The sequence below is a fragment of the Pseudoxanthomonas sp. CCNWLW251 genome (genome assembly GCF_037402255.1).
Classification (GTDB): Bacteria; Pseudomonadota; Gammaproteobacteria; order Xanthomonadales; family Xanthomonadaceae; genus Pseudoxanthomonas_A.
The window spans coordinates 1,049,652-1,067,402 of the sequence record NZ_JBBEGA010000001.1; the positions used below are offsets into that span (position 1 = coordinate 1,049,652).

The 17,751-nt window shown below is 66.4% G+C and carries 14 protein-coding genes and 1 riboswitch; of the genes, 9 read left to right on the forward strand and 5 right to left on the reverse strand.

The window, feature by feature from the left end; all coding sequences use genetic code 11:
* The first annotated feature begins 45 nt into the window (after positions 1 to 45).
* The 3 genes from metK to WBN46_RS05025 all read left to right on the forward strand — a co-directional run bounded on the left by metK (position 46) and on the right by WBN46_RS05025 (position 3,781).
* The gene (gene metK / locus WBN46_RS05015; RefSeq protein ID WP_192200270.1) at positions 46 to 1,257 is read left to right on the forward strand and encodes a methionine adenosyltransferase; all 1,212 of its coding nucleotides are present in this window, start codon (positions 46 to 48) and stop codon (positions 1,255 to 1,257) included.
* Between the two features lie 126 nt (positions 1,258 to 1,383).
* Entirely contained in the window at positions 1,384 to 1,881 is a 498-nt protein-coding gene (locus WBN46_RS05020; RefSeq protein ID WP_337730554.1) for an acyl-CoA thioesterase, read from the forward strand.
* Between the two features lie 40 nt (positions 1,882 to 1,921).
* On the forward strand, positions 1,922 to 3,781 hold the full coding sequence (locus WBN46_RS05025; protein WP_337730555.1) for an ATP-binding cassette domain-containing protein: 1,860 nt from the start codon (positions 1,922 to 1,924) through the stop codon (positions 3,779 to 3,781).
* A gap of 169 nt (positions 3,782 to 3,950) precedes the next feature.
* Here WBN46_RS05025 and ppc read toward each other — a convergent pair whose 3' ends face one another.
* On the reverse strand, positions 3,951 to 6,674 hold the full coding sequence (gene ppc, locus WBN46_RS05030; protein WP_337730556.1) for a phosphoenolpyruvate carboxylase: 2,724 nt from the start codon (positions 6,672 to 6,674) through the stop codon (positions 3,951 to 3,953).
* Between the two features lie 154 nt (positions 6,675 to 6,828).
* A riboswitch (S-adenosyl-L-homocysteine riboswitch) is annotated at positions 6,829 to 6,908 on the forward strand.
* Between the two features lie 35 nt (positions 6,909 to 6,943).
* Here ppc and ahcY point away from each other — a divergent pair.
* The 4 genes from ahcY (at position 6,944) to WBN46_RS05050 (ending at position 12,863) form a co-directional block, all read left to right on the forward strand.
* A complete protein-coding gene (ahcY, locus tag WBN46_RS05035; RefSeq protein WP_192200266.1) occupies positions 6,944 to 8,383 on the forward strand; it encodes an adenosylhomocysteinase in 1,440 nt (479 codons plus the stop codon).
* Positions 8,384 to 8,593: 210 nt separating this feature from the next.
* Positions 8,594 to 9,994, forward strand: coding sequence for an MFS transporter (locus WBN46_RS05040; RefSeq protein WP_337730557.1), 1,401 nt, complete (start codon positions 8,594 to 8,596; stop codon positions 9,992 to 9,994).
* Positions 9,991 to 12,363: an NdvB protein gene (locus WBN46_RS05045; RefSeq protein WP_337730558.1), complete on the forward strand. Its 2,373-nt coding sequence runs from the start codon at positions 9,991 to 9,993 to the stop codon at positions 12,361 to 12,363. The genes WBN46_RS05040 and WBN46_RS05045 overlap by 4 nt, the downstream gene beginning before the upstream one ends.
* Positions 12,360 to 12,863 carry a gluconokinase, GntK/IdnK-type gene (locus WBN46_RS05050; protein WP_337730559.1) on the forward strand — a complete coding sequence of 168 codons (504 nt, stop codon included), beginning with the start codon at positions 12,360 to 12,362 and terminating at the stop codon, positions 12,861 to 12,863. Before WBN46_RS05045 ends, WBN46_RS05050 begins: the two co-directional genes overlap by 4 nt.
* A 56-nt stretch (positions 12,864 to 12,919) precedes the next feature.
* Here WBN46_RS05050 and WBN46_RS05055 read toward each other — a convergent pair whose 3' ends face one another.
* Entirely contained in the window at positions 12,920 to 13,477 is a 558-nt protein-coding gene (locus tag WBN46_RS05055; RefSeq protein ID WP_337730560.1) for a DUF3228 family protein, read from the reverse strand.
* Between the two features lie 133 nt (positions 13,478 to 13,610).
* Between WBN46_RS05055 and metF the strand changes: the two genes are divergently transcribed.
* Together metF and WBN46_RS05065 are read left to right on the forward strand one after the other, a co-directional pair.
* Positions 13,611 to 14,444: a methylenetetrahydrofolate reductase [NAD(P)H] gene (metF, locus tag WBN46_RS05060; RefSeq protein WP_337730561.1), complete on the forward strand. Its 834-nt coding sequence runs from the start codon at positions 13,611 to 13,613 to the stop codon at positions 14,442 to 14,444.
* 98 nt (positions 14,445 to 14,542) lie between these two features.
* A complete protein-coding gene (locus tag WBN46_RS05065; RefSeq protein ID WP_337730562.1) occupies positions 14,543 to 15,136 on the forward strand; it encodes a hypothetical protein in 594 nt (197 codons plus the stop codon).
* Between the two features lie 14 nt (positions 15,137 to 15,150).
* Here the strand turns inward: WBN46_RS05065 and WBN46_RS05070 are convergent, their stop codons facing one another.
* Genes WBN46_RS05070 through WBN46_RS05080 form a run of 3 tightly spaced genes read right to left on the reverse strand, consistent with a single transcriptional unit; the run spans position 15,151 to position 17,688 of the window.
* Positions 15,151 to 16,524 (reverse strand): HAMP domain-containing sensor histidine kinase, encoded by a 1,374-nt coding sequence (locus tag WBN46_RS05070; protein ID WP_337730563.1) that lies wholly within the window; start codon positions 16,522 to 16,524, stop codon positions 15,151 to 15,153.
* The gene (locus WBN46_RS05075) at positions 16,511 to 17,194 is read right to left on the reverse strand and encodes a response regulator transcription factor (RefSeq protein ID WP_055936695.1); all 684 of its coding nucleotides are present in this window, start codon (positions 17,192 to 17,194) and stop codon (positions 16,511 to 16,513) included. Before WBN46_RS05075 ends, WBN46_RS05070 begins: the two co-directional genes overlap by 14 nt.
* Positions 17,195 to 17,202: 8 nt before the next feature.
* Complete coding sequence (locus WBN46_RS05080; protein WP_192200259.1) at positions 17,203 to 17,688, reverse strand: hypothetical protein; 486 nt, start codon at positions 17,686 to 17,688, stop codon at positions 17,203 to 17,205.
* Positions 17,689 to 17,751: the final 63 nt, after the last annotated feature.

The window sequence follows — 17,751 nt, forward strand, 5'->3', positions numbered from 1 at the left end:
TCATGCGCGCCCATCTTTTCATCCGAATCAAAGGATATAAGCCTGATGTCCAGCTACCTGTTCACCTCCGAATCGGTCTCCGAAGGCCATCCGGACAAGATCGCCGACCAGATCTCCGACGCCGTGCTGGACGCGATCCTGGCCCAGGACAAGCGCGCACGCGTTGCCTGCGAGACGCTGGTGAAGACGGGCGCCGCCATCGTGGCCGGCGAAGTCACCACCACCGCCTGGGTGGACATCGAGTCGCTGGCGCGCAAGGTCATCAACGACATCGGCTACGACAATTCGGACGTCGGCTTCGACGGCCACACCTGCGCCATCATCAACATGCTGGGCAAGCAGTCGCCGGACATCAACCAGGGCGTGGATCGCAAGAAGCCGGAAGAACAGGGCGCTGGCGACCAGGGCCTGATGTTCGGCTACGCCTGCAACGAGGCGCCGGAATTCATGCCGGCCCCGCTGTACTACAGCCACCGCCTGGTGGAACAGCAGGCCAAGGTGCGCAAGAAGGGCAAGCTGAAGTGGCTGCGCCCCGACGCCAAGTCGCAGGTCACCCTGCGCTACGACGGCAACACCGTCCTGGGCCTGGATGCCGTGGTGCTGTCGACCCAGCATGATCCGGACATCAAGCAGAAGGACTTGATCGAGGCCGTGCGCGCCGAGATCCTGGTCCCCGTGCTGCCGAAGAAGTGGCTGGACGCGCTGCCGAAGAACAAGGTGCACATCAACCCGACCGGCAAGTTCGTCATCGGCGGCCCGGTGGGCGACTGCGGCCTGACCGGCCGAAAGATCATCGTCGACAGCTACGGCGGCATGGCCCGTCACGGCGGCGGCGCGTTCTCGGGCAAGGATCCGTCGAAGGTGGACCGTTCGGCCGCCTACGCCGCGCGCTACGTCGCGAAGAACATCGTGGCCGCCGGCCTGGCCGACAAGTGCGAAGTGCAGGTCTCCTACGCCATCGGCGTGGCCGAGCCGACCTCGATCTCGGTGACCACCTTCGGCACCGGCAAGGTCGGTGACGACGTGATCGAGAAGCTGATCCGCAAGCACTTCGACCTGCGTCCGTACGGCATCACCAAGATGCTGGACCTGGAGCACCCGATCTACCAGCCGACCGCCAGCTACGGCCACTTCGGCCGCAAGCCGCGCGAGATCAGCTACGTGGACGGCGCCGGCAAGAAGCAGACCGCGACCGCCTTCTCCTGGGAGAAGACCGACCGCGCCGAGGCCCTGCGCAAGGACGCCAAGCTGAAGTAACCGCCGCCGGACATCGCGACGACCGGAACGGGCCGCTCACGCGGCCCGTTTTCTTTTCCGGCGACGGGCCGCACGCCCCACGCCGGGATCGGTTAGCCTGCGCGCCTCACCTTGCGGAGGCGTGCCATGGAATCGCTGAAGAGCCACCAGCTCACGATGACGGTGCTGATGACGCCCGACATGGCCAATTTCTCCGGCAAGGTCCACGGCGGCGCGATCCTCAAGCTGCTGGACCAGGTGGCCTACGCCTGCGGCAGCCGCTACGCCGGCAAGTACGTGGTCACCCTGTCGGTGGACCAGGTGATGTTCCGCCAGGCCATCAACGTGGGCGAGCTGGTGACCTTCCTCGCCTCGGTCAATCACACCGGTACCTCGTCGATGGAGATCGGCATCAAGGTGGTGGCCGAGGACATCCGCAAGCAGAGCGTGCGCCACGCCAACAGCTGCTTCTTCACCATGGTGGCCGTGGACGACGAGGGCCGCACCACCCCGGTGCCGCCGCTGGAGCCCACCACACCGGACGAGATCCGACGCTTCGCCGCCGCACGCCTGCGCCGCCAGTTGCGCGAGGAAATGGAACGGCGGCACGCCGAACTGGGCATCCGGGCAGCGGAAAACGCCTGAACCGCCGTTTCGGCCGGCGCGCGCCGGCTACAATACGCACATGTCCTTGATGCAATTCCAGCGGGTCGACTTCAGTGTCGGCGGGCCGCTTCTCCTCGAACACGTAGACCTTTTCATCGAACCCGGCGAGCGCGTCTGCATCGTCGGCCGCAACGGCATGGGCAAATCCACGCTGATGCGGCTGATGGCCGGCGAGCTGAAGCCCGACGACGGCGAAATCCGCGTGCAGAACGGTGTCGTCGTCGCGCGCATGGCGCAGGAAGTCCCGCAGGACACGCAGGGCACGGTGTTCGATGTGGTGGCCGAAGGGCTGGGCGACCTGGGCCAGTTGCTGGCGCGCTACCACCATGCACTGCACGACGGCGACATGGACGCGATGGGCGAGGCGCAGGCACAGATCGAGGCGCAGCATGGCTGGGACCTGGATCTGCGCGTGCAGCAGGTGCTGACGCGCCTGGAACTGCCCGAGGAGACCGACTTCGCCGCCCTGTCCGGCGGCATGAAGCGGCGCGTACTGCTGGCGCAGGCCCTGGTCCGCAAGCCCGACATCCTGCTGCTGGACGAGCCGACCAACCATCTGGACATCGAAGCGATCGCCTGGCTGGAGGGCTTCCTCAAGCAGTTCGACGGCAGCATCGTCTTCGTCACCCACGACCGCAGTTTCCTGCGTTCGCTGGCCACGCGCATCGTCGAGATCGATCGCGGCCAGCTGACCAGCTGGCCCGGCGACTACGACAACTACCTGCGTCGGCGCGAGGAGCGCCTGCATGCCGAAGCGCAGGAGAACGCGCGCTTCGACAAGCTGCTGGCGCAGGAAGAAGTGTGGATCCGCCAGGGCATCAAGGCGCGCCGGACGCGCAACGAAGGCCGCGTGACCGCGCTGAAGGCGATGCGCCGCGAACGCGCGCAACGGCGCGAACTGTCCGGCAACGTCCGGATGGAAGTGGCCAGTGCGCAGAATTCCGGCAAGAAGGTCATCGAGGCGAAAGGCATCACCCAGGCCTACGACGGACGCGTGCTGCTGGACGATGTGTCGGCCACCATCATGCGTGGCGACCGTGTCGGCATTGTCGGCCCGAACGGCGCCGGCAAGTCGACGCTGCTGAAGATCCTGCTGGGCGAACTCGCCCCGCAGCACGGCGAAGTGAAGCTGGGCACCGGGCTGCAGATCGCCTACTTCGACCAGCACCGCAGCCAGCTGGATGAATCGCGCACCGCGCTGGAGAACGTGGCCGAAGGCAGCGACTTCGTCGAACTCAATGGCAGCCGCAAGCACATCATCGGCTACCTGCAGGACTTCCTGTTCTCGCCCGAGCGCGCACGCGCGCCGATCACCCGCCTGTCCGGCGGCGAACGCAACCGCCTGCTGCTGGCCAAGCTGTTCGCGCAGCCATCCAACCTGCTGGTAATGGACGAACCGACCAACGACCTGGACGTGGAAACGCTGGAGCTGCTGGAAGAACTGCTGCTGGACTACAAGGGCACGCTGCTGCTGGTCAGCCACGACCGCGACTTCCTCGACAACGTGGTCACCAGCACCCTGGTGCTGGAAGGCGAAGGCAGGCTGGGCGACTACGTGGGCGGCTATTCGGATTGGCTGCGTCAACGCCGCATGCCGGCCGCGACCTCCGGATCACCCACCAAGCCGACGCTCTCGCAGCAGCCCGAACCTGTCGCCGCCAAGCGCAAGCTGGGCTTCAAGGAAGCCCGCGAACTCGAACAGTTGCCTGCACGCATCGAAGCACTGGAAGGCGAGGTCGCGAAACGCACGCAGGCCATGAATGACCCGGCCTACTATCAGCAGCCTCCTGCCGACCTCCAACGCGCGAACGACGAACTCGCGGCGAAACAGGCGGAACTGGACCACGCCTACCAGCGCTGGTCGGAGCTGGATGGGTGAGCAATGGCTTCACTGTAGGAGCGACGTGAGTCGCGACCGCAGGCGTTGACTGCCGGTGGCCGTCGTTGCATCCGCCGGCCCATCGATCACGTCTTCTCTCTGTTTCGATCCACCGCGACCGGATAGCGTGCGGTCGCGACTTGCGTCGCTCCTACAACGGCAGGTTCGCTCACCCCGTGTTCTGTACGCCCTGTGACACGCCGTTGATGCTCGCCACCAGTGCGTGCAGCAATGCCTCGTCCTCGCGCCCGCTCGCGCGCCAGCGCTTCAGCAGGTCGGCCTGCATGACGCTGATGGGATCGATGTAGGGGTTGCGCAAGCGGATGGACAGCGCGAGGCGCTGGTCGTGCTGCAGCAGCCATTCGTTGCCGTTCAGCGCCAGCACCCAGTGCAGTACCGAAGCATGTTCGCGCTGCACCTGCGGGAAGAACACGTCGTGCAGGTCACCCGCCATGCGCGAGTACATCTCGGCAATGCTCAGGTCGCCCTTGGCCAGCACCATCGATACGTCGTCCAGGAAGGTCTTGAAGAACGGCCAGTCGCGCGCCATCTCGCGCAGCGCGTCTTCGCCGTAGGCGTCCGCAGCTGCCTGCAGGCCGGCGCCCACGCCGTACCAGCCGGGGATCACCGCGCGTGCCTGGCTCCAGGCGAACACCCACGGAATCGCGCGCAGGTTGCCGAGTGCCGCGTCCTGCCCCAGGCGTCGCGAGGGACGCGAGCCCAGCGTCATCCGCTCGATCACATCGATCGGCGTGGCGCTGCGGAAATAGTCCATGAAGCGCGGCGACTGCACGAACGCGCGGTAGGCCTGCGTGCTCTCGCTCGCGACCAGCGCCATGACTTCGCGCCAGCGTGCTTCGCGCGGTTCCGGTGGACGCGGGCGCAGGCTGGACAGCAACACGGCGCCGACGGACTGTTCAAGCGAGCGCAGTGCCAGCGCACGGATGCCGTACTTGCGATGGATCACTTCGCCCTGCTCGGTCACGCGCAGGCGGCCGTCGACGCTTCCGCGCGGTGCCGCTTCCAGCGCGCGCGAGGTCTTGCCGCCCCCGCGGATGATCGACCCGCCACGGCCATGGAAGAACGTCAGCTTGATGCCGAGTTCATGCGCGGCATCGACGAGATCCACCTGTGCCCGCTGCAGGCCCCAGCGCGAGGCGGCGATGCCGCCGTCCTTGCCGCTGTCGGAGTAGCCCAGCATCACCATCTGCACGTTGTCGCGCGCGGCCAGGTGGGCGCGGTAGACGGGGTCGGCCAGCAGGTCGCGCAGCACGTCGGTGCCGTGCCCGAGGTCGTCGATGGTTTCGAACAGCGGCGCGATGTCGAGCGGCACCTGCCCTGCATCGTCGACCAGCCCGCCCCGCCGCGCCAGCGCCAGCACGGTCAGCACGTCGGCGCGACTGTGCGCCATGCTGATGATGTAGGTGCCCAGCGCGTCGGTGCCATGGCGCGTGCGCGCATCGGCCAATGCACGGAACACGGCGTCGAGGCGTTCGTTGCCTTCCTGATCGGATGCGGGCAATGCCTTGTCGCCGTGCGCGTAAGGCCCCAGCAGCGCTGCACGTTCCACGGCGTCACGGTTTTCCCACCCGCCATCGCCGAGTGCGGCCGCCACGGCGCGCGCGTGCACGCTGGATTCCTGGCGCACATCCAGCCGAGCGAGATGGAAGCCGAAGGTCCGCACGCGCCACGCCAGCCGGCGCACGGCGAACCAGCCGGCATGGATGCCGCGGTTGGCTTCCAGGCTGTGCAGGATCAGATCGATGTCGTGCGCCAGTTCCTCCGGCGAGGCATAGCCTTCGGCGCGGTCTTCCAGCGTGGCCTGCAGGCGCGCACGCATCAGGTCGTTGAGCAGGCGGTACGGCATGTCGCCATGGCGTGGGCGCGACTTCTTCACGGCCTCCGGCATCAGCGCGCGATACGCCTCCACGCGCGCGGTCACGTCGGACGACACCCCGATGATGGAACTGGACTGGCTGAGCAGCGTGGTGAGCTGGCGCAGTTCCTTCAGGTAGCGCGTCAGGATGGCGCGCCGTTGCGCATCCAGCGTGGCGGTGACGGTGCCGGCGTCGACGTTGGGATTGCCGTCCATGTCGCCGCCGACCCAGGTGCCGAAACGCAGCACGCGCGGGAGGTGCGCGGTGACCTGCGGCGCAGCGCCGTAGACCTCGGTGATCGCGTTCTCCAGCGTTTCATACAGCACCGGAATGACCCGGTAGAGCACTTCGATCAGATAGAAGCCGACATGCTCGCGCTCGTCTTCAACGCCCGGGCGTACGGGTGACGAGTCGGCCGTCTGCCAGGCCGAGGTCAGCGCCATGCGGAAGCGTGCCGTGTCGGTCGCCAGCTCGCCCGGCGTGCGCGTGCCATCCAGCCCGTTGATCAGGCTGGCCACCATCAGTTGCTCCTTCTCCAGCAGCGCCCGGCGCACGGCTTCGGTCGGATGGGCGGTGAACACCGGCTCCACATCGATGCGCGGCAGCCACTGCGCCAGCTCGTCCAGCGTCACGCCCTGTGCTTTGAGCTTGGACAGGGTGTCGTGCAGGCCGTCGGGCTGCGGCCGGGCGCTGCCGGCCCGCTGGTAGTCGCGGCGGCGACGGATGCGGTGGACGCGCTCGGCGATGTTCACCACCTGGAAGTACGTGCTGAAGGCGCGGATCAACGATTCCGCCTGTTCGGGCGGTTGGCCATCCAGCAGCCCGGCCAATGATTGCGGCGGCTCGCCGGTCTGCCGGCGCGCGATGGCCGTGGTGCGTACGCGCTCCACGCCCGCCAGGAAGTCCGGTGACACCTGTTCGGCCAGCATGTCGCCGACCAGGGCGCCCAGCCGGCGCACATCTTCACGCAGGGGGACGTCGGGTGGAGCGAATTCGAGACTGCGGGGGCTGTTCATGCGCGGCGCGTGGATCCCGTCGTTCGTTTGGCTTGTATTGGTATTGCCCAGAAGGACAATTGGTCTGCTGCAGGGCAACAATCCAAGCCTACCCGATCAGGCAAACCCGTGCGCCATCGTTTCATCCGGAACAAGCGATATATAATGGCCGCCCTTCGCCGAGGGGCGCTGCGACCGTGACCATGGAGTCCGGCCAGGCTCGGTGGAATGAACCTGCAACGGCGCCCGGATAACCTGCGACCCTGATCGCACAGACCGGAGCAAGAGCCATGAACGCAGTACGGACGTTTTCGACCGAGGGCGACTACAAGGTCGCCGACATTTCCCTGGCCGACTGGGGCCGCAAGGAACTCGACATCGCCGAGCACGAGATGCCCGGCCTGATGTCGATCCGCCGCAAGCACGCCGCCACCAAACCGCTGAAGGGCGTTCGCGTGACGGGCTCGCTGCACATGACGATCCAGACCGCGGTGCTGATCGAGACGCTGAAGGACATCGGCGCCGACGTGCGCTGGGCTTCGTGCAACATCTTCTCGACGCAGGACCACGCCGCCGCCGCGATCGCTGCCACCGGCACGCCGGTGTTCGCCTGGAAGGGCGAGACGCTGGAGGAATACTGGGACTGCACGCTCGACGCACTGACCTTCACCCTGCCCGACGGCACCCAGACCGGTCCGGAACTGGTGGTGGACGACGGTGGCGACGTCACCCTGCTGATCCACAAGGGCTATGAGCTCGAGAACGGCAGCGACTGGGTCAACACCGCGTCGGGCAACCACGAGGAGCAGGTGATCAAGGACCTGCTGAAGCGCGTCGCCAAGGAGCGTCCGGGCTACTGGACCCGCGTGGTCAAGGACTGGAAGGGTGTGTCCGAAGAGACCACCACCGGCGTGCACCGCCTCTACCAGATCGCCGAGCAGGGCAAGCTATTGGTACCTGCGATCAACGTCAACGACTCGGTCACCAAGTCCAAGTTCGACAACCTGTACGGCTGCCGCGAGTCGCTGGCCGATGGCCTGAAGCGTGCGATGGACGTGATGCTGGCCGGCAAGCTCGCCGTGGTCTGCGGCTATGGCGACGTGGGCAAGGGCTCGGCGCACTCGCTGCGCGCGTACGGCGCCCGCGTCATCGTCACCGAGATCGATCCGATCTGCGCGCTGCAGGCGGCGATGGAAGGCTTCGAGGTCAACACGGTCGAAGACAGCCTGGGTCTGGCCGACATCTATGTCACCACGACCGGCAACAAGGACATCATCACCCTCGAGCACATGAAGGCGATGAAGGACCAGGCCATCGTCTGCAACATCGGCCACTTCGACAACGAAATCCAGGTGGACGCGCTGTACGCCTCGGAAGCCAAGCGCATCAATATCAAGCCGCAGGTCGACAAGTTCGTGTTCCCCAACGGCAACGCGATCTTCCTGCTGGCCGAAGGCCGCCTGGTGAACCTGGGCTGCGCCACCGGCCACCCGAGCTTCGTCATGTCGAACTCCTTCGCCAACCAGACGCTGGCGCAGATCGACCTGTGGGCGAACAAGGACGTGTACGAGAAGACCGTGTACCGCCTGCCGAAGCAGCTCGACGAGGAAGTCGCGCGCCTGCACCTGGAGAAGATCGGCGTGAAGCTGACCACGCTCACGAAGGACCAGGCCGACTACCTCGGCGTGGCGGTCGAAGGCCCGTACAAGCCGGACCACTACCGCTACTGATCGCGGCGGCGGTTTCGCTGCACTACCGGAACGGGCGCCCCAGGGCGCCCGTTCTGCATTGCGTGACGGAATGCGCTTTACCGTCACCGTCACCACACCCCGGCGCTTGCCTCCCCGGCGCGATCATCGCAAGCTTGGCCGCCGTTTCGGTTTGCGCCGGGCACTGTCCTTCGTGACCCGTCGCGCAACGACGTCAATCCGGGAGTGGACATGCAACGCGACCAGGGGAGCGGCGGCACAGCGCACCCCGCAAGCAAGGCAACACCAGCAACGGAACCCCGCCTGGGCGAAAAACTCGGCTACGGCGTCGGCGATTTCGGCTTCAATCTGTATTGGGCCAACATCTCGGCGTTCCTGCTCATCTTCTATACCGACGTGATGGGACTGGCGGCTGCTGCGGTCGGCACGATGATGCTCGTCACCAAGGTGGTGGACGCCATCACCGATCCGCTGATGGGCGCGCTGGCCGATCGCACGCGCAGCCGGTTCGGCCGCTTCCGGCCCTACCTGCTCTATGGCGCATTGCCGATGGCATGCGCGGGCGTGCTGACCTGGACCGTGCCCGACCTGGGCGACGGGGGAAGACTGGTGTGGGCGTACGCGACGTTCACCCTGATGATGCTCGCCTATACGGTGCTGAGCATTCCCTACTCCGCGCTCTCCGGCGTGATCACCGCCGACAGCCAGCAGCGCACGCAGTTGATCAGTTTCCGCTTCATCGCCGCCTTCGCCGGCACGATGGCGGTGAACTGGCTCACGCTGGATCTGGTGCGGTGGCTGGGACGCGGCGACGAGGCGCTGGGCTGGCAGTTGACGCTGTCGCTGTACGGCGTGATCGCCACGGCAGCATTCGTCACCGTGTTCCTGACCACGCGCGAGCGCGTCGCGCCTCCACCGCAGCAGCGCAGTGCGATCCGGCAGGACATCGCGGACCTGCTGCACAACCGGCCGTGGATGGTGCTGTTCGCGCTGGCGCTGATCATCATGGTGACCATCGTGATGCGTGGTGGCTCGCTGGCGTATTACCTCAAGTACCACCTCGAGCGGCCGGAGCTGACCGGTCTTTTCCTTGGCACCTATGCGCTGGCCCTGGCCGTGGGCGCCGGACTGACGCCCCTGATGACCCGCTACGTGGACAAGCGGCGATTGATGGCATGGCTGATGGCGGGCGTCGGCGTGGTGAGCTGTGCGATGTTCTTCATCCCCCCTGACGCGGTCTGGCTCATGTTCGCGCTGAACCTTCTGGTCGGACTGATGCTGGGGCCCAAGTCACCCCTGGCCTTTTCGATGTACGCCGACTGCGCCGACTACACCGAATGGAAGACCGGTCGGCGCGCCACCGCGATGACCTTCGCCGCGGCGACGTTCTCGCAGAAGCTCGGCGGCGCGCTGGCTTCGGCGACCATCGCCTGGATCCTGGCCGGGATGGGCTACGTGGCCAACGCAGCGCAGTCGGACGCCTCGCGGCTGGGCATCGTGCTGCTGCTGACCGTGATTCCGGGCGCCGTCGCCCTGCTGGCCGCGTGGGTCATGCGGTTCTATCCGCTGGATGGCGCCACGTTGTCGCGGGTCCAGGCCGAACTGCAGTCCCGCCGGGAGGCATCGGCATGACGGACGTGCCTTGCGGCTTCGAGGAGCAGGGCCGCCGCTTCGTCCTGACCAGCCCCACGGCGATGCCCGCCGCGTCCACGTTCCTGTGGAACCGGAGGATGCTGCTGCAGCTCAACTGCCGCGGGTTCGCCACGGCGCAGTTCATGCAGCCGGAGCCCGCCAAATACGCGCATGCACCGACGCTGGAGGCCAAGACCTTCATGCAGCCGGAGCAGCCGTACTACGCGCATCACCCGGGCCGCTTCTGCTACGTGAAGGACGAGGAGGACGGCGGACTTTTCTCCGTGCCGCACGAACCGGTGCGACGGATGCCGGAGGCATTCGCGTTCTCCGTCGGCCTGGCCGATGTGGCGTGGCGCGTGCGATGCGCGGGCATCGAGGTCGAAATGGGCGTGGTGTTGCCGGTCGACGAGGTGGCGGAGTTGTGGACGGTGCGCGTGCGCAACCGGTCGGGGCGTCGACGACGCCTCAGCCTGTATCCCTACTTTCCGGTCGGCTACATGTCGTGGATGAACCAGTCGGGCAGCCATCGCGCCGATCTGGGCGGCATCGTCTGCGCCAGCGTCACGCCTTACCAGAAGGTCGAGGATTACTTCCGCAACCGCGACTTCAAAGACCGCACCGTCCTGCTCTACGAGCGGACGCCGGATGCATGGGAAGCCCACCAGGCGAACTTCGAAGGCGAAGGCGGATTGCATGCGCCGCAGGCCATCGTCGGCCAGGAACTGCTGGGCGGCGGCGACGCGGCCTACGAAATGCCCACCGCCGTGCTGCAGTACCGGGTGGACCTCGCGGAGGATGAGGTACAGGAGTACCGCTTCCTGTTCGCGCCGGCGCGCGATGACGACGAGATCCGGCGCCTGCGCGAACGGCATCTGTCGAAGGAAGCGTTCGCAGGGGCGGCGACAGGCAGCGCGGCCTACGTCGACGCGGGCACGGGATGCCTGCGCATCGAGACACCGGACCCGTGGCTGGATGCGTTCGCCAACCACTGGTTGCCGCGCCAGGTCTACTACCACGGTGACGTCAACCGCCTGACCACGGACCCGCAGACGCGCAACTACCTGCAGGACCACATGGGGATGGGCTTCCTGCGTCCGGAAGCCGCACGGGCGGCGTTCCTGCACGCCCTGTCGCAGCAGGAGCCTTCCGGGGCGATGCCGGACGGCATCCTGCTGGTGGAAGGTGCCGAGCTGAAGTACATCAACCAGATCCCGCACACCGACCACTGCGTGTGGCTGCCGATCTGCCTGCGCGCATACCTGGACGAGACCGGCGACGACGCCATCCTCGACGCCCTGGTGACCGACCGCCATGGAGAAACGGTCAGCGTGTCCGAGCGCATCACGCGCGCCATGCGCTGGCTGCTGCAGGCACGCGACGCGCGCGGCCTGAGCTATATCGCGCAGGGCGACTGGTGCGACCCGATGAACATGGTCGGCTGGCGCGGACGCGGCGTGTCCGGCTGGCTGACGCTGGCCAGCGCCTATGCATTGAAGCAGTGGGCGGAGATCTGCGCGCGCCGCGGCGATGACATGCTCGCCGGCGAGTTCCGCGTGGGCACGCAGGCGTGCAACGCCGCCATGAACACACACCTGTGGGACGGAGACTGGTACGGGCGCGGCATCACCGACGATGGTGTCGCGTTCGGCGTCAGCGGGGATGGCCAAGGCCGCATCTTCCTCAACCCGCAGAGCTGGGCCATCCTCAGTGGCGCGGCCGACGCCGACAAGCGCGCGCGCATGCTGGCCGCCGTCGACACGCACCTGGTGTCGCCCTACGGCGTGACCATGTATGACCCGCCGTACACCCGCATGCGCGAGGATGTCGGACGGGTAACGCAGAAATTCCCCGGCACGGCCGAGAATGGCGCGGTCTACAACCATGCGGCGGCGTTCTATCTGTACAGCCTGTACCAGGCCGGCGACGCCGACCGTGCATGGCAGGTACTGCGCGCGATGCTGCCGACGCCGGACGCCGCCGATTGCCTGCAGCGTGGCCAGTTGCCGGTGTTTGTGCCCAACTACTACCGCGGCGCTTGGCGCCTGCACCCGCGCACCGCCGGCCGCTCCAGCCAACTTTTCAATACCGGCACGGCCGCCTGGCTGTACCGCTGCCTGGTGGAGGAACTGTTCGGTATGCGTGGCGATGGCGATGGGCTGCGGATCGCGCCCCAGCTGCCTTCCCATTGGCCATCGGCACGCGCAACGCGCCGCTTCCGGGGCGCCGTGTTCGAGACGCACATCGAACGCGTCACAGGGCTCGCGCGGATGCGCGTCGCACTGGACGGGCAGTGGCAGGACGACAATGCGATCGAAGGTATCGAAGCCGGACGCACGTACCAGGTGCGGGTGGAACTGCCGGCATGAGCGGCATTCGGGTCGCGGTGGTGATGGGTGTATCCGGCAGTGGCAAGACCACACTGGCGCACGCACTGGCCGACGCCTGGCCCGCGACGTTCCTGGATGCCGATGATTTCCACAGCATCGCCGCGAAGGCGCGCATGGCCGGCGGGCTTCCCCTCACCGACCGCATGCGGGCCCCTTGGGTGCGCCGCATCGCCCTGGAGCTGCAGCGCCGCGTGGCGGCAGGCGAACGCGTGGTGCTGGCGTTCTCCGGCCTGCGCCGACGTCACCGCGATAGGCTGCGTGCGACCGGGTTGCCGTTGCGCTTCCTGTTCCTGCACGGCGACAAGCGGCTCATCGCCGCACGGATGCACGCGCGCAGCGGCCACTACATGCCCGCGTCGCTGCTGGACAGCCAGTTTGCCGCGCTGGAAGAACCCACTGCGGAGACCGATGTAGTCCGGCTCGGCATTGAACAGTCACCGGCAGTGCAGCTGGACCAGGCGTTGGCAGAGCTGCAATGACGTTCTGCGTGCAGTAGATGGCCACCGCGTGAATGCACGGCTTCCCGCATCGCGCATCAGGGGCGCCAGTTGGCGTTGCGGTCCCAGAACGCCACGCTCTGCCGGTAGGCCTCGGCATCCAGCGGCACGCCCGACCCACCCTCCTCCACGCCCAGCGCATTGCGCATCATCGTGATGGGCGCCATGGGGATCTCGTGCGGCGTGGCGGTGTAAAGGCAACCCACCACGCCCCAGTCGCCGTCGATCGGCGCCTTCTCCTTCGCCAGCTGCGCGGCGCTGTACAGGATGACGATCAGGTAGTCGGCCACCGGCGGTTCGACCCCTTCGAACCAGCGCACCAGCACGGGCAGTTCCGCCGACGAACGCGCTTCGTAGGCCGACCGCAGCAGATGCCGGTTGTCGTCGGTGATGGGCACGGTCAGGCAGCGGGTCGCCGTCCAGTTCCGGTGCACATGCAGGCGACAGAACGGCGCATAGCCGGCGAGTACTTCGAACGGCTTCTCATCGTTCAGGCGTTGCTCGAATGCCTCCGGGGTGCAGTCCTGGATGGCATTGCGGCGCCTGTCGGCCGGGAACAGGCGGGTACGGGCGAAAGGGGTCAGGACGATGGTCATGCGGCAGGCGAAGGTGGGAGGGCGACAGGGTAGCTGCGCGGGCCCGCTGTGGGATACGGCCCGGCGCCACAAAGATGCATCATTCATCCGGATGAAGAGATATAATGCCCCCACGATCCGACGGGCGCCCTCCATGCCATCCATCAGCTTCGAGTTCTATCCCCCCAAGACCGATGAGCAGCGCACGCAGCTCGATCGCACCGCGGACAAGCTGAAGACGCATGCGCCCGACTACGTGTCCTGCACGTTCGGCGCCGGCGGCTCCACGCTCAGCTACACATCGGAAACGGTCCGGCACCTCAACCAGCACCACGGCTTCGACGCCGCGCCGCACCTGTCGTGCGTGGGGGGCAGCCGCGAGGAGATCCGCGAACTGCTGCGCCTGTACCGCGCGCTCGGCTGCAAGCGCATCGTCGCCCTGCGCGGCGACCTGCCTTCCGGCATGGGGCATCCGGGTGATCTGCGCTACGCGTCGGAGCTGATCGAATTCATCCGCGCCGAACACGGCGATGCCTTCCATATCGAAGTCGGTGCGTATCCCGAGACGCACCCGCAGGCAGAAGACGCGCTGACGGACCTGCACCACTTCAAGGCCAAGGTCGATGCCGGTGCCGACGGCGCGATCACGCAGTACTTCTACAACCCGGATGCGTACTTCCACTTCGTGGATGCGGTGCGCAAGCTCGGGGTGGAGATCCCGATCATCCCGGGCATCATGCCGATCTCCAACTTCACCCAGCTGCGTCGCTTCTCCGAAGCATGCGGCGCGGAGATCCCGCGCTGGATCGGCAAGCGCATGCAGGCACTGGGCGACGATGCGGACGCCATCCGCGACTTCGGTGCCGACGTGGTCGCCAGCCTGTGCGAACGCCTCGTCGCCGGCGGCGCACCCTCGCTGCACTTCTACACGCTCAACCTGGCCAAGCCCACCCAGACCGTGCTGGCGCGATTGGGCTGGGCCCGTTGAGCGTCGGCCACCGGGTCCGTCCTTCCGGCAGGTGAACGACCTCCCATTCCGTGCGCTTGCGCCATGACCTGGACGCAGGCGCGGATTAGGCTGGCCACATGCGTTCCCTGCCCTGTCTTGCCCTGATTTGCCTGGCCCCGTGGACCTGCCTGAAGGTGCATGACGCACGTGCGCAGCAGCAGGGCGTGCAGCGCTGCAGCACGATGTCCGGCCAGACCGTCTACACCGACAAGCGTTGCGAGGACATCGGCGCGATGGACCGGTTGCCGTCGGGCGACACGCCCGCCGCCGCGACGGGCGCCCTCTACCGTGGAGGTTGCTCCCGCACGCTCAGCGACCTGGTGATGCAGGTCTCGTCCGCGATCCAGGCGAAGGACGTCAACCGCCTGGCCGGCGTTTACCACTGGACCGGCACATCAGACGCCACCGCACTGCGCATCCTCGACCGGCTCGATGCGGTCACCCAGCGTCCGCTGGTCGACATCGTCCCGGTCCGGCCAGCACCTGCACCAGTGCTGGATGCCGCCGGACAGGTGGTCGACGCCAACCAGGATGGCTATTACCCGCATACCGCGCAGCGGCAGCGTCCCATCGGCCTGCGCGTGGTGCAGACGCTGAAGAACAGCGCCACACCCGCCGACACCACGTTCGGCCTGCGCAGGGCCTACAACTGTTTCTGGATAACGCTGTAAGAAACCCCGGGGCCTCACGCGCCCTGCGGCGCAGCGCCCGGCGACTCCGGCGACGTGTCCCGCGCTGGCGAGAAACGCAACGTGGCCACAACGCCTTTCGAGTCCCCCGGACGGACGCCGACCTGCCAGCCATAGAGCGCGCACAGGCGACTGACGATGGACAGGCCGATGCCGCCGCCTTGCGAATGGCCGGCATGCGTGCCGCGATAGCCGCGCTCGAACAGCCGCGCGGCGTCTTCCTTGCTCAGCCCGGGCCCGGAATCGACGACTTCGACGGCATCCGGCAACAGGCGGACGACCACTTCGCCATCCTTGGTGTACTTGACCGCGTTGCCGATCAGGTTGCCCAACGCCACCGACAGTGCGGCTTCGGGCGAGTCCACGGTGATGCCACCTTCGCCTTCGACCCGGAGGATCAGCGGCTTTCCTCCCAGCGTGGCGCGATGGGCATCGAGCAACTGGTCGACCACGCGCGCGACATCGGTGTTGCCATGGCCACGCTCGTTGCGCGACAGCAGCAGCAGCGCGCTGATCAGGTCCGTGCATTGCTGCTCGGCGCGCTGGATGCGCTGGATGCGGGTGCGCGTCTTCTCGTCCATGTCCGGCCGCGACAGCATCAGCTCGACCGAGCCGCGGATGATGGCGAGTGGCGTGCGCAGCTCGTGGCTGACGTCGGCGTTGAACTCGCGGTCGCGCTGGACCACTTCGGTCAGGCGGCCGGAATAGTCGTCCAGCGCCTTGGCGAGTTCACCGACCTCATCCTCGGGAAAGTGGGATGCCAGCGCGCGAGGGTTGCTGCTGCCGCGATAGGAACGGAGACGTGCGGCGAGTTCGGATACGGGGCTCATCACGCGCGAAGCGGACCACCAGCCGATCAACAACGATATACCAGTGAACACCACCACCACGCCGATCAATGCACGATTGAACTTGTCCTTGCCCTTGGCGGACTCTGTCATGTCGTAAGCAAGGAAAAACCACGCGTCCGGCGTCTTCTGCACGGCAAGCCAATAGGAAAACGGCGACCCGTCCTCGTCCGTGCCGGACAACGCGTGTATGCCGTTCGCCAGTTCGTACCAGTCGGGTTGCTCGTTCTTGAGCTGATCGAACTTGTCCGGCGCAAACGCGTAGGCGCGCATCGTCTGGACACGCAGGTCGCGCTGGCGTCCTCCGCTCTCGACATAGCGCCGCTGGTACTCGCTGATGTTCTGGCTCATCGCATCGACCACGAGGTCTTCCTCGACGCGATTCCGCACCCAGTTCGCCGAGAACGCGAGAAGCAGCGTCAGGCAGAAACCCAACAGCACGAACGACAGGATGATGCGAGTGCGCAGCCGCCGCCGGAAGCGGCGGTGGCGACGGGGTTTCGGCGACTCAGCTGCTGGCATCGGGCGCGGCGATGCGGTATCCGATGCCGTGACGGGTCTGGATGTACGGGCTGTCGAACGGCTTGTCCACTACCGCACGCAAGCCATGGATGTGCACGCGCAGGGAATCGGAGTCGGGCAATTCCTCGCCCCAGACCCGCGTTTCCAGCTCCTGGCGCGTCACCACGGCGGGAGACGCCTCCATCAAGGCCTGCAGGATCTTCAACGCAGTGGGATTCAACTGCAGCAGCTTGCCCTGGCGGCGCACTTCCAGCGTATCCAGGTTGTACTCCAGCTCGCCGACCTCCAGCACCCGCGTCTGCACGCCCTTGCCGCGCCGGGACAGCGCATTCAGGCGCACCTCGACTTCCTGCAGCGCGAACGGCTTGATCAGGTAGTCGTCGGCACCGGAATCGAAGCCGGCCAGCTTGTTGTCCAGCGAGTCCCGCGCCGTCAGCATCAGCACCGGCGTCTGCTTGCGAGCCTCGTTGCGCAGCTTGCGGCAGACCTCCAGTCCGTCCATGCCGGGCAGGTTGAGGTCGAGCACGATCGCATCGAACTCATGCACGACCGCCAGGTGCAGTCCGGTCACACCGTCGGCCGCGAAGTCCACCGTATGACCCCGCTCCTCAAGGTAGTCACCAAGGTTGGCGGCGATGTCGCTGTTGTCTTCGATAACCAGGATTCGCATGTCAGGCTTCAGTCAATAATGGGGGAGCGGAAATTCTTGTCCATCTCGTTCCGCGCTTCTTCACGATGACGTCGACGCTCCGCGACCGTGATGCAATGGGTGGTGGCGCGCCTGGTTCCGACAGGCTTCTCCCTCGTGCACACGAGTCGACTCTCTTCGCCTGCATGAGTAAGGATGGCGTTGATCAACTCCTGGTCATTCAATACTGCCACCCGTTGCTCGGCGGACAGTCCGTCTACTGAGCCATTGGCTCTGTCCAGCTGGCTGGACATGCGGCTCAACGCTTCCTTCACCTTGGCCGAATCCTGGGGGCTGATCTCACCATATTTCTCGCCTCCGGCCAGATCATTCAGGATCCGCTGCTGCTGGGCTTCAAAGGGCGACTGGATATCCAGTGCATTGCGGGAGCCCTCGCGTGTAGACAGGGAATCAATCTTGGCATGCGCTACCGAGGATGTGACCAGCAATACGCCCAGAACAATCGCCTTGTGCATGCTTTGAATCTCCTGATGGGTGGCTTGGAAGCACGGTCGAACACGTCGCAAAAACTATCTTGG

Bases quoted from the DNA above. Each gene is read 5' to 3' on its own strand.
- WBN46_RS05080 (WP_192200259.1), bottom strand. From the start codon at position 17,688: ATGCACAAGGCGATTGTTCTGGGCGTATTGCTGGTCACATCCTCGGTA.
- WBN46_RS05040 (WP_337730557.1), top strand. From the start codon at position 8,594: ATGCAACGCGACCAGGGGAGCGGCGGCACAGCGCACCCCGCAAGCAAG.
- WBN46_RS05020 (WP_337730554.1), top strand. From the start codon at position 1,384: ATGGAATCGCTGAAGAGCCACCAGCTCACGATGACGGTGCTGATGACG.
- WBN46_RS05025 (WP_337730555.1), top strand. From the start codon at position 1,922: ATGTCCTTGATGCAATTCCAGCGGGTCGACTTCAGTGTCGGCGGGCCG.
- WBN46_RS05070 (WP_337730563.1), bottom strand. From the start codon at position 16,524: ATGCCAGCAGCTGAGTCGCCGAAACCCCGTCGCCACCGCCGCTTCCGG.
- WBN46_RS05050 (WP_337730559.1), top strand. From the start codon at position 12,360: ATGAGCGGCATTCGGGTCGCGGTGGTGATGGGTGTATCCGGCAGTGGC.
- metF (WP_337730561.1), top strand. From the start codon at position 13,611: ATGCCATCCATCAGCTTCGAGTTCTATCCCCCCAAGACCGATGAGCAG.
- WBN46_RS05065 (WP_337730562.1), top strand. From the start codon at position 14,543: ATGCGTTCCCTGCCCTGTCTTGCCCTGATTTGCCTGGCCCCGTGGACC.
- WBN46_RS05045 (WP_337730558.1), top strand. From the start codon at position 9,991: ATGACGGACGTGCCTTGCGGCTTCGAGGAGCAGGGCCGCCGCTTCGTC.
- metK (WP_192200270.1), top strand. From the start codon at position 46: ATGTCCAGCTACCTGTTCACCTCCGAATCGGTCTCCGAAGGCCATCCG.
- WBN46_RS05055 (WP_337730560.1), bottom strand. From the start codon at position 13,477: ATGACCATCGTCCTGACCCCTTTCGCCCGTACCCGCCTGTTCCCGGCC.
- ppc (WP_337730556.1), bottom strand. From the start codon at position 6,674: ATGAACAGCCCCCGCAGTCTCGAATTCGCTCCACCCGACGTCCCCCTG.
- ahcY (WP_192200266.1), top strand. From the start codon at position 6,944: ATGAACGCAGTACGGACGTTTTCGACCGAGGGCGACTACAAGGTCGCC.
- WBN46_RS05075 (WP_055936695.1), bottom strand. From the start codon at position 17,194: ATGCGAATCCTGGTTATCGAAGACAACAGCGACATCGCCGCCAACCTT.